General features: G+C 63.5%; 13 protein-coding genes. 8 read left to right on the top strand and 5 right to left on the bottom strand.

Annotated elements, in window-relative coordinates; all coding sequences use genetic code 11:
- The first annotated feature begins 21 nt into the window (after window positions 1–21).
- Window positions 22–1068: a threonine-phosphate decarboxylase CobD gene (gene cobD / locus HT051_RS12365; RefSeq protein WP_174542317.1), complete on the top strand. Its 1047-nt coding sequence runs from the start codon at window positions 22–24 to the stop codon at window positions 1066–1068.
- A 19-nt stretch (window positions 1069–1087) separates the two neighbouring features.
- Complete coding sequence (locus HT051_RS12360) at window positions 1088–1975, top strand: DUF1289 domain-containing protein (RefSeq protein ID WP_174542316.1); 888 nt, start codon at window positions 1088–1090, stop codon at window positions 1973–1975.
- Between the two features lie 24 nt (window positions 1976–1999).
- Here HT051_RS12360 and cobT read toward each other — a convergent pair whose 3' ends face one another.
- Window positions 2000–3061, bottom strand: coding sequence for a nicotinate-nucleotide--dimethylbenzimidazole phosphoribosyltransferase (gene cobT, locus HT051_RS12355; protein WP_174542315.1), 1062 nt, complete (start codon window positions 3059–3061; stop codon window positions 2000–2002).
- A gap of 170 nt (window positions 3062–3231) precedes the next feature.
- Between cobT and cobF the strand changes: the two genes are divergently transcribed.
- The 3 genes from cobF to HT051_RS12340 all read left to right on the top strand — a co-directional run bounded on the left by cobF (window position 3232) and on the right by HT051_RS12340 (window position 7508).
- Entirely contained in the window at window positions 3232–3990 is a 759-nt protein-coding gene (gene cobF / locus HT051_RS12350) for a precorrin-6A synthase (deacetylating) (RefSeq protein WP_174542314.1), read from the top strand.
- A 185-nt stretch (window positions 3991–4175) separates the two neighbouring features.
- Window positions 4176–6302: a molybdopterin-dependent oxidoreductase gene (locus HT051_RS12345; protein ID WP_174542313.1), complete on the top strand. Its 2127-nt coding sequence runs from the start codon at window positions 4176–4178 to the stop codon at window positions 6300–6302.
- Window positions 6303–6566: 264 nt separating this feature from the next.
- Window positions 6567–7508 carry a DMT family transporter gene (locus HT051_RS12340; protein WP_174542312.1) on the top strand — a complete coding sequence of 314 codons (942 nt, stop codon included), beginning with the start codon at window positions 6567–6569 and terminating at the stop codon, window positions 7506–7508.
- A 22-nt stretch (window positions 7509–7530) separates the two neighbouring features.
- On the opposite strand, the gene HT051_RS12335 is transcribed toward HT051_RS12340, so the two are convergent.
- The 4 genes from HT051_RS12335 to HT051_RS12320 all read right to left on the bottom strand — a co-directional run bounded on the left by HT051_RS12335 (window position 7531) and on the right by HT051_RS12320 (window position 11576).
- Window positions 7531–8346, bottom strand: a complete 816-nt coding sequence (locus HT051_RS12335; RefSeq protein ID WP_174542311.1) for an ABC transporter permease — start codon at window positions 8344–8346, stop codon at window positions 7531–7533.
- Entirely contained in the window at window positions 8343–9239 is an 897-nt protein-coding gene (locus HT051_RS12330) for an ABC transporter permease subunit (protein WP_174542310.1), read from the bottom strand. Before HT051_RS12330 ends, HT051_RS12335 begins: the two co-directional genes overlap by 4 nt.
- Window positions 9240–9245: 6 nt before the next feature.
- Window positions 9246–10388 carry an ABC transporter ATP-binding protein gene (locus HT051_RS12325; protein ID WP_174542309.1) on the bottom strand — a complete coding sequence of 381 codons (1143 nt, stop codon included), beginning with the start codon at window positions 10386–10388 and terminating at the stop codon, window positions 9246–9248.
- A gap of 84 nt (window positions 10389–10472) precedes the next feature.
- A complete protein-coding gene (locus HT051_RS12320) occupies window positions 10473–11576 on the bottom strand; it encodes a polyamine ABC transporter substrate-binding protein (RefSeq protein ID WP_174542308.1) in 1104 nt (367 codons plus the stop codon).
- Window positions 11577–11753: 177 nt separating this feature from the next.
- On the opposite strand from HT051_RS12320, the gene HT051_RS12315 reads away from it, so the two are divergent.
- The 3 genes from HT051_RS12315 (at window position 11754) to HT051_RS12305 (ending at window position 15324) form a co-directional block, all read left to right on the top strand.
- Window positions 11754–12428, top strand: a complete 675-nt coding sequence (locus HT051_RS12315; protein ID WP_208454318.1) for a GntR family transcriptional regulator — start codon at window positions 11754–11756, stop codon at window positions 12426–12428.
- Between the two features lie 105 nt (window positions 12429–12533).
- Window positions 12534–13919 (top strand): glutamine synthetase family protein, encoded by a 1386-nt coding sequence (locus tag HT051_RS12310; protein ID WP_371740586.1) that lies wholly within the window; start codon window positions 12534–12536, stop codon window positions 13917–13919.
- A 16-nt stretch (window positions 13920–13935) separates the two neighbouring features.
- On the top strand, window positions 13936–15324 hold the full coding sequence (locus tag HT051_RS12305; protein WP_174542306.1) for an aspartate aminotransferase family protein: 1389 nt from the start codon (window positions 13936–13938) through the stop codon (window positions 15322–15324).
- Window positions 15325–15360 lie beyond the last annotated feature (36 nt).

Below are 15360 nucleotides of genomic sequence, written 5' to 3'. Positions count from 1 at the left end.
AACCGGGCCTCAGGTGCTAGCATGAGCGGGGCCGAGCCGGAACCGGTTGCGCATGGTGGCGATCTCGATGCCGCGGCGCGGGGCTTTCCCGATGCGCCGCTGCCCTGGATCGATCTTTCCACCGGCATCAACCCGAATCCCTATCCGGTGCCGCCGCTCGATACGGCGCTCTGGGCCCAGCTTCCGCAAGCCTCATCTGAGGAAGCCCTGCGCCAGGCCGGCCGCCGCCGCTATGGCGTGCCCGAGCGGGCCGAGATCGTCGCCGCGCCCGGCACCCAGGCCCTGATTCAATCGCTGCCGCGGCTGCTTCCACCCGGCAAGACTGCGGTGCTGAGCCCGACCTATAGCGAGCACGCCATTGCCTGGCGGCGCGAGGGCCACGAGGTCGCGGAAATCGCCGAGCTGGACGAGATCGGCGATGCGAAAGCCGTCATCGTCGTCAATCCCAACAACCCGACCGGCCGCATCACGCCGCTTTTCACGCTGCACGCGCTGGCGGAAGAGCTGGGCGCGCGGGGTGGGCTTCTGGTGGTCGACGAGGCCTTCGCCGATGCCATGGCCGAGCCGGTGAGCCTGGTGCCGGAGTTGCCGCGGGGCACCGTCGTGCTGCGTTCCTTCGGCAAGATGTACGGCCTCGCCGGTCTCCGACTCGGCTTCGCTATTGCCCACGCGCAAGAGGCCGCCCCGCTGCAACAGGCTTTCGGCCGCTGGTCCGTCGCCGCGCCCGCCTTGAGCGTCGGCACCGCCGCGCTTGCCGATGACGCTTGGCTCGAAGAGGCGAGAGTTTCGCTTGCTGCGGGGGCGGACCGGCTCGACGAAATGCTGACCGAAGCCGGCCTGGAAATCCTCGGCGGAACCCCGCTGTTTCGCCTTGCTGCGCATGAGAAGGCCGGCGACATCGCCGCACATCTCGGCGTGGCCGGCATCTATCTGCGCCAGTTCCCGGCCTATCCGCGCTGGCTCCGTTTCGGTCTGCCCGGCCCAGAGGCGGAGTGGCAGCGCCTCGCGGCTGCCTTGCAAGATCTCCCGGCAAAGCTTGCCGCATTGTCCGGCTTGCAGCCATCGTGAGATGGTCTAGGAGAGAGGCATGACCGCGCTAACCCAAAACCGCCACTCGCCCTGTATCGGCATCTGCAAGCTCGACGAGAGCACCGGCTTTTGCCTCGGCTGCGGCCGCTCCGGCGATGAGATCGGCGCCTGGGCCTCCCTCGACGAGGCCGGCAAGGACGCCATCTGGCAGCTGATCCCCGAGCGCCTGCAGGCACTCTCCGTGCGGGTCCGGCTGCTGCCTTATGCCGGCGGCGAGCTGCTCGATTGGGTCGGCGAGACCATCCGCGAGGGCCGAGGCACTTGGGTTGCCGGCGCACCGGGCGCGGTGGCGGAATTTCCCTGCCACGACCGCGACGCCACAGTGACCCGCGGCGAGGACGAGCTTACGGCCGCCATGCCCAAAGCTCGCTTCCGCCTGAAGGGTTCGGAGAAGCTGCGCGCGTTCGCCTTCGATGGCGACGGGCCTGTGGTGCTCGGCCTGCCCAAGCGGCGCGTGGCGCTGCCCATGGCCGAGGTGGTGACCCCGCTCGGCCCCGATGAGGCGGCGATCGATCCGGAGTTTCGCGACCACGAGCTGTTCGATATCGGTGTCGCCCGCCGCGCCAGCCGCTTCTGCGTGCGGACCGGCGATGCGGAGTTGATCGCCGCCTTGCGCGCCGCCGAGGGGCGCCATTGGACCGAGCTGATGGCTAAGACCGGCGCGACGATCATCGAGAAGAGCCCGCACCGCGTGGTGGAGACGGGGCTCGCCCGCATCGAGGTCTTCGCCGAGATTCCGCCGCCTGGCGGTACCTCGCCCACCGGTCCCCACACCCATCTTTTGGCTGAGTTTCTGACGACGGGAGAGGAAATCCCCGCCGCCTTGGGACTGCCGGAATACGCCGCGCCGATCGCGATTTTTTATCCCGGCACGCCGCCGGCCTAAGCGCGAAGTCCGCCGGAGAGACGATCAGCCCTGCGGACCCGAGACCGCCGCCTCCTCGAAGGTCGCCATCTGCGCATGCAGCGCGCAGGCGAGCCGCACCAAGGGCAGGGCTGTGGCCGCGCCGGAGCCTTCGCCGAGCCGCAGCCGAAGATCGAGCAGCGGCTGCGCCTCCAGCGCATCCAGCACGATGCGGTGGCCCTGCTCGAAAGAGCGATGCGAGAACAGCAGCCAATCCCGGCAAGACGGATTGATCCGCACCGCAGCCAAGGCCGCTGCCGTGACGATGAACCCGTCGACCAGCACCGGAATTCCCGCTTGCGCCGCGGCGATCATCGCGCCGGAAAGCGCGGCGATCTCCAGCCCGCCGACCTTGCGCAGCACCTCCAGCGGCGGGGTCTCGCCCGCGGCGATGCCGTGGCGCGCCAACGCCTCGCCGATGATCCGCGCCTTGGCGGAGATGCCGTCTCCATCGAGCCCGGTGCCGGCGCCGGTCAGCTCCGCCGGCGGCTTGCCGAGGAGAGCGGCGGCGATCGCCGCCGCCGCCGTCGTGTTGCCGATGCCCATCTCGCCGAGGATCAGAATATCCGGCTTCTGCTCGGCGAGGCGCGCCACCGCCCGTTTTCCGGCGCCAAGCGCGAAGCAAAGCTCTTGCTCCGTCATCGCCGGCTCTTGCGAGAAATCCGCCGTGCCGCGCCGGTTCTTATCGGTGACCACGCCGTCGATCGCGTCTTTCGCCAGCGTTCCCACATCGACCACCTCCAGCGAGGCGCCGAGCTCCCGCGCCAGCACCGAGATCGCCGCGCCGCCGCTGGTGAAATTATAGAGCATCTGCACCGTGACGTCGGAGGGGTAGGGCGAGACGCCTTGCGCGGTGATGCCGTGATCGCCGGCGAACAGCACGATGGCAGCGCTGTCGGCCTTGGGCCGGTCGGTCTGCTGTAAGCCCGCCAGCCGCACCGCCAAATCCTCCAGCACGCCGAGCGATCCTGGCGGCTTGGTCAGCACCTCCTGCCGCGCGGCCGCGGCTTGCCTATGCTGCTCCGAGGGCGATGCGGCGGGGGCGGCTACCCAATCTTGCTCTGTCACGCGTGTTTTTCCTCCGGCTCGTTTCGGCCCGCATGGAGACCCTTCGGAAGAGAGACGTCAAGCCGGACCGATTGGCGCGGGGGCGCCGCTCCATTGCGCGAGCGGCGTGCCCCGTCTATCACCGGAGCCGAAGCCGCAAAGGCCTAGCGAAACCATGAGATGTCAAAGCCTTGAACAAGCTCTATGTGATCGGAATTGGAACCGGCAATCCGGAGCATATGACGATAGAGGCCATCGCCGCCCTGAATGCGGCCGACGTGGTCTTCGCCCTCGATAAGGGGCCGCAAAAATCCGATCTGACGCGGCTTCGCAAGGAAATCTGCGCCCGCTTTTCCGAAGGCGAGGGCCCCCGCTGGGTGGAGGCGGAAAGCCCGAAGCGCGACGCGGCCGGCGGCTATAAGCAGGGCGTCGCCGACTGGCATGCCGCCAAGGGCGAAGCCTTCGCCAAGTTGATTCGACACGAGCTGAAAGACGGCGAAACCGGCGCCTTTCTCGTCTGGGGCGATCCCTCGCTCTACGACAGCACCTTGCGCATTCTGCCGGCGCTTGCCGCCGATAAGAGCCTTGCCATCGAATACGAGGTGATCCCCGGAATCAGCAGCCTGCATGCTCTGGCCGCCGCCCATAAGATGACGCTGAACACGGTCGGCGAGGCGGTGCTGATCACCACCGGGCGCAAGCTCGCCCAGCAAGGCTTCCCAGATTGCGCCGAGACGGTCGTCGTCATGCTCGATGGCGGAACCGGGCTGAACTCTCTTGCGGGCCAGGATCTGGAAATCTGGTGGGGCGCCTATCTCGGCAGCGAGGACGAGGTACTGCGCCAAGGCAAGGTCGCCGAGGTGCTGGACGACATCCTGGCGACTCGTGAAAAGCACCGCGCCGAGAAGGGGTGGATCATGGATATCTACCTTCTCCGCCGCCTCGCCTAGCTCTGCGGCTCCCAACCGGAATCGAAACGGAATACGGCGCGGGGCGCGTTGCCCAATGCCGTGACTGCTCCCAACCGGCAAAACGGCGCTGGAATTTGTGCCAAAATGTCGCAGCAAGTCTGCTAACGTGCCCCCTTGGCGCCTCCCCGATGGGGAGGGCGGTTGAGCGTTCTGGGAGGGAATTGATGAACGAGCACGTCACCACCAAGACCTTTTACGGCGGCTGTCCGCACGATTGCCCCGACACATGTTCGATGCTGTTCGACGTGGATAACGGCGTGCTCACGCGCGTGCGCGGCAATCCCGACCACCCGATCACCCGCGGCGGGCTCTGCGTGAAGCTGAAGGATTACGAGAAGCGGCACTATCATCCCGACCGGCTGCTCTATCCCATGCGCCGGGTCGGGCCTAAGGGCTCCAAGCAGTTCGAGCGCATCTCCTGGGACGAAGCTCTCGATGAGATCACCACGCGCTGGAAGGCGATCATCGCCGAATACGGCCCGCAAGCCATCATCCCCTACAGCTATCTCGGCCACCAAGGCCTGGTGCACGGCCTGAATGGCGGCGATGCCTTCTTCAACCGCATGGGCGCCACGGTCTGCGAACGGACCTTCTGCGGCGAGGGTTCCTGCACCGCCTGGCTGCTCACCGTCGGCGCCACCGCCGGCCTCGATCCGGAAAGCTACGCCCATTCCAAATATATCGTGATCTGGGCCTGCAACAGCATCAGCACCAATCTGCATCACTGGGCCATCGTGAAGGAGGCCCAGAATGCCGGCGCCAAGGTGGTGGTGATCGACGCCTATGCGTCGCGCACCGCCAAGGCCGCCGACTGGCATATCTGCCCGAAGCCGGGCACCGATGGGGCCCTTGCGATGGCGCTGATCAATTCGATCATCGCGCAGGGGCTGGTCGATCAGGATTACGTCGACAACTACACGGTCGGCTTCGAAGAGCTGAAACAGCGCGCCGCTTCAAGAACGCCGGAATGGGCCGAGGCGATCACCGGTGTGCCGGCGGCCGATATCCGCAAGCTGGCTTTCGAGCTCGCCACCGTCCAGCCGGCTGGCATCCGCATGGGCGTTGCGCTGGAGCGCCATTACGGCGGCGGCCAGACCATCCGCGCCGTCACCTCGATCCCGGCGCTCACCGGCGCTTGGCGCCATGTCGGTGGCGGCGTGACCCAGTTCCCGGTCTGGGAGCATCCTTACAAATTCGACGTGATCTGCCGGCCCGATCTGATCCCGGAGAAAACCCGCGTTGTCAACAATCTGCAGATCGGACGGGCACTCACCGGCGAAATCCCGCTCGACCCGCCGATCAAGTCGATGATGTGCTGGAACTCCAATCCCGTCACCCAGGCGCCGGAGACCGACAAGATCGTGCAAGGCCTGATGCGGGAGGATCTGTTCCTCGTCTCGGCCGAGCATTTCATCTCCGACACCGCCTCTTATGCCGATATCGTGCTTCCCGCATCGATGGGCGCGGAGATGGAGGACATGATCCTCTCCTGGGGGCATCTCCATCTCACCTACAACACCAAATGCGCCGAATCGCCCGGCGAGGCGGTCCCGAATGCAGAGATCTTCCGCCGGCTCGCGGCGCGGATGGGCTATGAGGAAGAGAACTTCAAATGGAGCGACACGGAGTGCCTGGAGCACTTCGTCGATTGGGATTCGCCGGCCTGCGAAGGGATCGACCTCGACTATCTGCGGGAGAACGGTTTCGCCCGGCTCAAGGTCGGAACCCCCGACGATCGGGCGCCCCATAAGGAGGGCAACTTCCCGACCGCTTCGGGCAAATGCGAATTTCTCATCGAGGGCGCCAAGAACTTCGTCGCTGGTCCGTTCCGCCAGATGTATGCCGAGCTGCAATCCGGCGAAGATCTGGATCCGCTGCCTGATTACATCCCGGCGCGGGAATCGCCGGTCACCAATCCGGAGCTGGCCCGCAAATATCCGCTCAGCATCGTCTCGCCCAAGAGCCACGGCTTCCTGAACTCCTGCTACGCCAATATGGAGGACAAGATCAGAGGCCAGGGCGAGCAGTTCGTGATGATCAATCCGGCGGATGCGGGCGCGCGAAATATCGTCGATGGCGACCGCGTCCAGGTCGGCAACGGCCGCGGCACCTTCAAGGGCGTTGCCCGGCTCACCAGCGACGTCAATCCCGGCATCGTCGTCGCAACCCTCGGCTATTGGCGGCAGCTCAACCAGGGCACGGTCAACAGCATCAGCTCGGCCGAGTTCACCGATATGGGGCACGCCCCCTCATTCTCCGACAATCTCGTCGAGGTCAGCCTCGCGAACTGAACCGGGTCGAACGACGGACGGGAGGCGGGCGTCCAGCTTGCCTCCCGTCTTCGCGTCCGGGCCGACGATCTCGCCAAAAGGCTTCGAAGCACGCTTTGCGAGATAAAAACTGGCGCTGCGTTATTTGATCAAATTGCGCAATGCCGAAAAATGCATTACCAGCATCTGCGCAGCGGCGCCCCGGCGGACGATCTTTCACGGACTCTGCCGGCGCGGCACGGCCAATAGGGGCCTCGTTTCCGCCGCCTGCCGACGCGTGAAATCATGACCACAGGATCGCTTACCATGGCCCCGGCGCCGAGCAGGGGGGTTGCAACGCTCGCTATTGTCTCCTCGGCCGCCTGCTGGGGCCTGGCAACGGTGATGAGCAAGGGCGCGCTCTCCGTGCTGCCCCCGCTCTCCCTGGTGACCGTGCAGCTGATCACCAGCGTCACCCTGACCTGGGTGCTGATCCTGGCGATCAACGGCATTCCGCGCATCGACCGGGCCGCCCGCCGCGCCGCGCTCAACGGCATTCTGGAGCCCGGCCTGTCCTACGTGGTCGGCATGCAGGGCCTTGCACTCACCTCGGCCTCCAGCGCCTCGCTGATCGGCGCCACCGAGCCGGTCCTCTCCTTAGGGCTGCTGTTTCTGCTGTTCCGCGTGAAGAGCAAGCAGCGCGATATCTTGGCCATCATCCTGGCGGTGATCGGCGCGGGCTGCGTGACCGTGACCGGCGGCGAGGACGGGACCGGGCAGTTCGCCGGCGACATGCTGATTGTCGGAGGCACGCTGTTCGCTGCGCTTTACGTCGTGCTCTCCAGCCGCCTGTCCGAGCATGCCCCACCGCTGCTGATGGCCGGGATGCAGCAAGGTCTCGGCCTGATCGTAGTGGCGATTGCCGCGGCTGTCGCGCTCAGCCTGGGCTGGGAGCAGATTTCCCGATGGCCGACCATGGGCGAGTGGCTGTTCATCATCGCCTCCGGCCTGGTCCAGCATGCCATCGCGTTCTGGCTCTACCTCATCGCCGTGCGCACCATTCCGGTGCAGCAGGCCTCGCTGTTCCTGACCCTCGTGCCGGTGTTCGGCGTCGGCGGTGCGGTGCTGTTCTTGGGCGAGCCGCTCTCCACCATGCAGGTGGCCGGCAGCGCGCTGATCCTGGTCGCCCTTCTCGTGGCCAGCGTCGACCGCAAGAAGATCCTCAAGCGGGATCGCCCGCCGCTCTAGAGGGCGGGCTGCCGAAGCCGGCCTAGTTGGCCTCCAGCGCCTCGCGTTCCCGCTTGGCGATGGTGCGCTTCGACACCAGCGATGCGGTGATCACGCCCACCGCCACGATGGCGATCAGGATCGTGGAAAGCGCATTGATTTCAGGATTCACGCCCAGCCGGATCGAGGAGAAGATCTTGATCGGCAAGGTCGTCGACGAGGGGCCGGTGACGAAGGAGGCGATCACCAGATCGTCGAGCGACAGGGTGAAGGCGAGCAGCCAACCCGAGATCACCGCCGGGGCGATGATCGGCAAGGTCACCGACTTGAAGGCGTCGAAAGGCGTGCAGCCAAGGTCCAGCGCCGCTTCTTCCAGAGACTTGTCGAAGCTCTGCAGCCGCGACGAAACCACGATCGCCACGTAGCACATGGAGAAGGTGGTATGGGCCAGGATGATGGTGAAGATGCCCCGGTCCAGCCCGATGGAGATGAACAGCAAGAGAAGCGACAGACCGATGATCACGTCCGGCATCACCAGCGGGGCGTAGATCATTCCGGAGAACACCGTGCGCCCGGCGAAGCGGCTGAACCGTGTCAGCGCGTAGGCCGCCATGGTGCCGAGGATCGTCGCCAAGGTGGAGGAGGCGACGGCCACCCGCAAGGTGACCCAGGCCGCATCGAGGAACTGCTGATCGTGGATCAGCGCGACGTACCATTTGGTCGAGAACCCGGCCCACACCGTCACCAGCTTCGAGGCGTTGAAGCTGTAGATCACCAGGATCAGCATCGGCAGATAAAGGAAGGCGAAGCCCAAGGTCAGCGAGGTGACGTTGAACCAGCTTAAGGGGCGGCCGTTCATAGCACAGCCTCCTGCTGCTTCTGCTGATTGCGCTGGAACAGCATGATCGGGATCACCAGGATCAATAGGAGGACGATGGCCACCGCCGAGGCGACGGGCCAGTCGCGGTTGTTGAAGAACTCATCCCACAGCACCTTGCCGATCATGTTGGTCGAGGAGCCGCCGAGCAGCGAGGGGATGACGAATTCGCCGTTCACCGGAATGAACACCAGGAAGCAGCCGGCGATGATGCCGTGGCGCGCCAGAGGAACCGTGACCAGCCAGAATGCCGACATCCGGGTGCAGCCGAGATCTTCCGCCGCCTCCAGCAGCGAGATGTCCATCTTCTCCAGGCTGGCGTAGATCGGCAGGATCATGAACGGCAGGTAGGTGTAAACGATGCCGATATAGACCGCGATATTGGTGTTCAGGATATGCAGCGGGCTGTCGATGATCCCGGTCCAGACCAGGAAGCTGTTCAGAAAGCCGTTATTGGAGAGGATGCCCATCCAGGAATAGACGCGGATCAGGAACGAGGTCCAGAACGGCAGGATCACCAGCATCATCAAGGTCGGACGCCAGCTCGGCGGCGACTTCGCCATGCCGTAGGCGATGGGAAACGCCACCAGAAGCGTGAGAAAGGTCGAGACCGAGGCAATGGTGATCGAGGAGAGGAAGGACTTCCAATACAGGTCGTCGGTCCACAGGAAGATGTAATTCTCGAAATCCAGTTCCGAGAAGAACGTCTTCACCCCCTCCCAGCCGGCCGAGAGGTCGAAGGTCGGCGTGTAGGGCGGAATCGCGATGGCGATATCCGACAGCGAGATCTTCAGGATAATCAGAAACGGAACGAGGAACAGCGCGATCAGCCAGGCGTAGGGAACGACGATGATCAGAAGCCGGCGGAAATTCATGAGCTTTTACTGCGTAAGGACCAGGCCAGCCTCGTCCGACCAGCTCAGCCAGACTTGGTCGTCCCAAGTGATTTCGCGATGTTCGATGCGCTGCGTGTTGGTCATCTGGGCGGAGAGCATCTGCCCGTTATCCAGACGCACGTGATAGGTGGAGATACTGCCGAGATAGGCGATGTCCATCACCGTGCCTTTGACCTTGTTGGCCCGGTCGTCGTCGCCGGTCAGCGAGACCCGGACCTTCTCGGGACGGACGATGAAGGAGACTTTCTGCCCTTCGCTTATCCCCTCGGTCTTCCCGACAGAGATGATCGGCGGCATGTTCTCCGCATAGGTGATCGCGATTTTGTCGGGCCCTTCGAGCTTCGCCTCGCCCTCGATGATGTTCACCTCGCCGATGAAGTCGGCGACATAGACCGAGTTGGGCGCTTCGTAGATCTCGCCCGGCGTCGCCACCTGTAGCAGATTGCCCTTGTTCATCACCGCGACGCGGGAGGCCACGGTCATCGCCTCCTCCTGATCGTGGGTGACGATGACGAAGGTCGTGCCCGTCTTCTCCTGGATGTCCATCAGCTCGAACTGCGTCTCTTGGCGCAGCTTCTTGTCGAGCGCGGCCAGCGGCTCGTCGAGCAGCAGGATCCTGGGTGCCTTGGCGAGAGAGCGGGCCAAGGCCACACGCTGGCGCTGCCCGCCGGAAAGCTGATGCGGCTTGCGGTGCGAGAACCCGTCGAGCTGCGTCAGCCGCAGCATCTCGGTGACCCGGTCGCCGATGGCGTCTTTCTCCATGTCGGTGCGGCGCAGACCGAAGGCGATATTGTCCCAGACGCTCAAATGCGGAAACAGCGCATAGCTCTGGAACATCATATTGATGGCGCGCTTGTTCGGCGGAATGTCGTTGATGTGCTGGCCGTCGACGAGGATGAAGCCGCTGGTCGGGGTTTCGAAGCCGGCCAGCATGCGGAGCAAGGTGGTCTTGCCGCAGCCCGAGGAGCCCAGCAGCGCGAAAAACTCGCGCTCGTAGATTTTCAGATTGAGAGTGTTGACCGCAGTGAAGTCGCCGAACTTCTTGGTGACATTCTCAAAGCTGATGATCGGTTTCGCGTCAGCATCCAGCCAAGGAGCGAAGACGCTCGCAGGTTTCGTCTCAGCCATTATCGGTTTCATTGTACTTAGAGACCGCCCCCGAGGATGGATTGCGCGGGACGCTGGGCCCCGCGCAATTACCAGTGATTGTGATTAGGTGCCGGACTTGATCTTGGTCCACATGCGCGTGACTTTGCGCTGGACCTTGGGATCGTAGGCCGAGACGGTGAAGAGGTTGTCCATGGTCTCTTTGTCCGGATAGATGGCCGGATCGTCGATCACGTCCTCTTCGAGATATTTCTGCGACGCCAGGTTGCCGTTGGCGTAGTAGACGTAGTTCGAAGCTGCAGCCATGTTCTCCGGGTCCATCATGAAGTTGATGAACTTGAGCGCAGCATCCGGATTGGGCGCATCCGCCGGGATGGCCATCTCGTCGAACCACATCAGCGCGCCTTCCTTCGGGATGGTGTAGGCGATCTCCACGCCGTTATCGGCTTCGTCGGCACGGTCGCGGGCCTGGAAGATGTCGCCCGACCAGCCGAACGCGACGCAAATGTCGCCATTGGCCAGAGCGTTGATGTATTCGGAGCTGTGGAACTTCTTGATGTAGGGGCGGACCGCCATCAGCACCGGTTCGGCCTTGGCGATGACCTCAGGATCGTGGGAGTTCGGGTCTTCGCCGATATATTTCAGCGCGGCCGGGATCATCTCCGTCGGCGCGTCGAGGAACATCACGCCGCACTTGGCCAGCTTCTCCATGTTCTCCGGCTTGAACACCAGATCGAGGCTGTCGGTCGGCGCATCCTCGCCGAGCACTTCCTTCACCTTCTCGACATTGTAGCCGATGCCGGTGGTGCCCCACATATAGTTCACGGAGTATTTGTTGCCCGGATCGTAAGGCTCGAGACGTTCCTTGATCACGTCCCAGAGATTTTTCGAGTTCGGCAGCTTCGAATAGTCCAGCGGCTGAAATACGCCGGCCTGAATCTGGCGCTCTAGAAACGTTGCCGACGGAACCACGACATCGTAGCCGGAGCCGCCTGCCAGAAGCTTGGTCTCCAGCACCTCATTGCTGTCGAAAACATCGTAGATCACCTTGATGTCGGTTTCTTTCTCGAACTTGTCGAGCAGGGATTCGTCGATGTAGTCCGACCAGTTGTAGACATGGACCTCTTCAGCGGAAACGGACGGGCTTGTCGCTAGTACGGCAGCGCCGATAGCCAGCAGGCAAGCGCAGAATAGCCGGATGTTTCTCATGTCGTGCATCCACTCCGTGACTTGGATTTTGCATTGCGATAAAACATTTGATCAAATTTATTTCTGCATGGCAAGGCGGAAACGGTTGTCTGCGTAAATCAATGCGCGGCGCGCTACAACAGGATGAAATTAAAGATAAAACTTGTGGAAGGGGCAGGTTCGTTGGAAGTCACTAGCTTGAAACAGCCGGCGCATGTTCGCGTCTATCGGCTTATTCGGGACATGATCCTCTACGGCGAGCTGGCCCCGGGAGACGCGGTCACCATCCAGGGTCTGACCAACGTGCTGGGCGCCGGAATGACGCCGGTCCGCGAGGCGATCCGGCGTCTGACCGCGGAGGGTGCGCTGGAGTTCATGGGCAATCGCCGCGTCTGCGTTCCGGAGCTGACCGAGGCGAAGCTGGAGGAGTTCGCCTTCGCCCGGCTGGCGATCGAGCCGAAGCTGGCGCGCTGGGGCGCAGAGAAGATCGGCGCCACCAAGATCCTTGAGCTCGACATGATCGATCAGGCCGTCAACGCGGCCATCGCCCATCAGAACGTGCGCGAATATCTGATCCAGAACTACCGCTTCCACATGACGCTGTATCTGGCCTCCGAGAAGCGCGAGCTGATCGGCATGGTCGAGCGGCTATGGCTGCAGACCGGCCCGTCCTTGCGCATGATGTTCCGCCGGTTCAAGGGCAAGCTCTACCTGCCCGATATGCATCAGGAAGCCTTGGCGGCTTTGCGCGACAACCGGGCCGACAAGGTCGAGGAGGCGATGCGCGAGGACATCCTGCAAGGCATCGACAACATCCGCAGCTCGCTATTCGAAGCGCCGGCAGAAAGCGAAAATTTGATCAAAATTTCTTGACCGGAATTTTTCGATCCTATTTATCTTTGCTGGCAGTTTGGCGTCGGCCGGGAGTCTCCGGCCAATCAGCATCGTTAGATCTGAATTGCCTCCATTGCTGAACATGTGTGCATCTTGACGGCCTCAACTGATCCAGACTGGCTTTCCCGTCTCCCCGAGACGTTCCAGACCTTCCGCGGCAGCCGCCGTATCGAGGAGGTGGAATGCATCGTGCCCGATTTCGTGGGCATGTCCCGCGGCAAGGCCATGCCGTTCTACAAATTCTCCCCGGACAGCACCTTCTTCCTGCCAGACTCGCTGTTCTACCAGACCATCACTGGCGACTATGTCGAGATCGGCGAGATCGAGGATCAGTGGATGGAAAAGGACATCGTGCTGCATCCGGATATGGGCACCGCCTCTGCCGCGCCCTGGGCCGACGACGTCACCTTGCAGGTGATTTGCGATCTGACGACCCGCGCCGGCGATCCGGTGGAGGTCGCCCCCCGCAATGTGCTGAAGCGCATCCTGGCTCTCTATGCCGAGCGGGGCTGGCAGCCGGTCGTCGCGCCGGAGCTGGAATTCTACCTCACCAAGCCGAATGTCGATCCGAACGAGCCGATTGAGCCGCCCATCGGCCGCACCGGGCGCCGCGGTTTCGGCCGGCAGCCCTTCTCCATGGTCGCCGTCGACGAGTACGGACCGGTCATCGATACCATTTACGATTTCGCCGAGGCGCAGGGGCTTGGCATCGACACCCTGATCCAGGAGGGCGGGGCAGGCCAGATCGAGATCAATCTGCTGCATGGCGATCCGCTCGAGCTCGCCGACCAGGTCTTCTATTTCAAGCGCGCCATCCGTGAGGCCGGGCTCCGGCACAATACCTTCGCCACCTTCATGGCCAAGCCGATGCGCGACGAGCCCGGCTCGGCCATGCACCTGCATCAAAGCGTCGTCGACATAAAGACCGGTGCCAATATCTTCTCCGAGGCCGACGGCACGGTGTCTCCTGCCTTCCTGCATTTCATCGGCGGCTCGCAGCGCTATCTCGCTGAGGTGATGCCGGTGCTGGCGCCTTATGTGAACAGCTATCGCCGCCTCAACGGCCGCATGAGCGCACCCGGCAATCTGGAATGGTCGCGGGATAATCGCACCACCGGCTTGCGGATTCCGATTTCCGGGCCCGAGGCGCGGCGCATCGAAAACCGCATCATCGGCATCGACACCAATCCCTATCTCGCCATCGCCGCCAGCCTGGCTGCCGGCTATCTCGGCATGATCAACGAGATCGAGCCGAGGCCCGAAGCCACCCACGAGGTTTGGCGCGAGGCCAACGCCTTGCCCGGGGGGCTCTCCGCCGCCTTGGACGGCTTTGCCAACGCGACCGAAATTCAGAAGGTGCTCGGCGAATCCTTCTGCAAGCTTTTCGCCGCCATCAAGAACGCTGAGCTAACCGAGTTCCAGCGGGAGATCTCTCCCTGGGAGCGCGAGCATTTGCTGCTCAACGTCTAGCTGAGGAGCATTTGTTATGGCTTGGAACTACTCGACGGAACAGCTGCAGCGTCTGGACGCCGCTCACCACCTGCATCCCTTCACCGACGGCCGCGAGCTGAACGCCAAGGGCGTCCGCATCATCACCGAGGCCAATGGGGTGTTCCTGCGCGACAGCGAAGGCAACGAGATCCTCGACGGCATGGCCGGGCTGTGGTGCGTCGCCATCGGCTATGGCCGCGAGGAGCTGGCCGAGGCCGCCTCGCGCCAGATGAAGCAGCTCTCCTACTACAACACCTTCTTCCAGACCTCCCACGTGCCGGCCATTGGCCTGGCGACGCGTCTGGCCGAGCTGGCGCCGGGCGATCTCAACCACGTCTTCTTCAGCTCCTCGGGGTCGGAGGCCAACGACACCAATATCCGTCTCGTGCGCCATTACTGGGCCGCCAAGGGCAAGCCGGAGAAGCAGGTCATCATCACCCGCTGGAACGCCTATCACGGCTCCTCCATGGGCGCGGCGTCTCTCGGCGGCATGAAAGGTATGCACGCCCAAGGCGGTCTGCCGATCCCCGGCATCGCGCATATCAATCAGCCCGATTGGTGGGGCGAGGGCGGCGATATGGCGCCCGAGGAGTTCGGCCTCGCCCGGGCGCGCGAGCTGGAAGAGAAGATTCTCGAGCTCGGCGAGGACAAGGTCGCCGCCTTCATCGCTGAGCCAATCCAGGGGGCGGGCGGCGTGATTATCCCGCCGGCCAGCTATTGGCCCGAGGTCAATCGTATCCTGAAGAAATACGATATCCTGATGATCGCCGACGAGGTCATCTGCGGCTTCGGCCGTACCGGCGAATGGTTCGGCTCGGAGGTCTACGGCATCCAGCCCGACATTATGACCGTCGCCAAGGCGCTGTCCTCCGGCTACATGCCCATCGGCGGCACCATCGTCTCCGACGAGGTGGCGGAGGTCATCGACCAGGGCGGCGAGTTCAATCACGGCTACACCTATTCGGCCCATCCGGTCGCCGCGGCGGTGGCGCTGGAAAATCTCCGCATCCTCCACGAGGAAGGCATCGTCACCCGTGTCAAGGAGACGGTGGGGCCCTACATCAAGGAGAAGTGGGAGAGCCTGACCGATCATCCCCTCGTCGGCGAGGCTAAGATCCAGGGTCTGATCGCCTCCATCGCGCTCACCCCCGATAAGGCCTCGCGCGCCAAATTCGCCGAGGAGGAAGGCACGGTCGGCGTGATCTGCCGCGACAACGCCATCCGCAACGGGCTGGTGATGCGCCATGTCGGCGACCGCATGGTCATCGCCCCGCCGCTCACCATCTCGCCGGAGGAGATCGACCTGATGATGGAGCGGGTCTGGCAGTCCCTCGACGAAACCCACGAACAGGTGAAGTCCGAAGGTCTGTGGCAAGCGGCCTGACAGCACGCCTTATCTGAAATGCTAGCCCCTCTGGTC

Origin of the sequence: Methyloligella sp. GL2 (assembly GCF_013341275.1) — a bacterium.
GTDB lineage: Bacteria > Pseudomonadota > Alphaproteobacteria > Rhizobiales > Methyloligellaceae > Methyloligella.
This window is presented reverse-complemented; position numbering and strand designations above follow the sequence as displayed.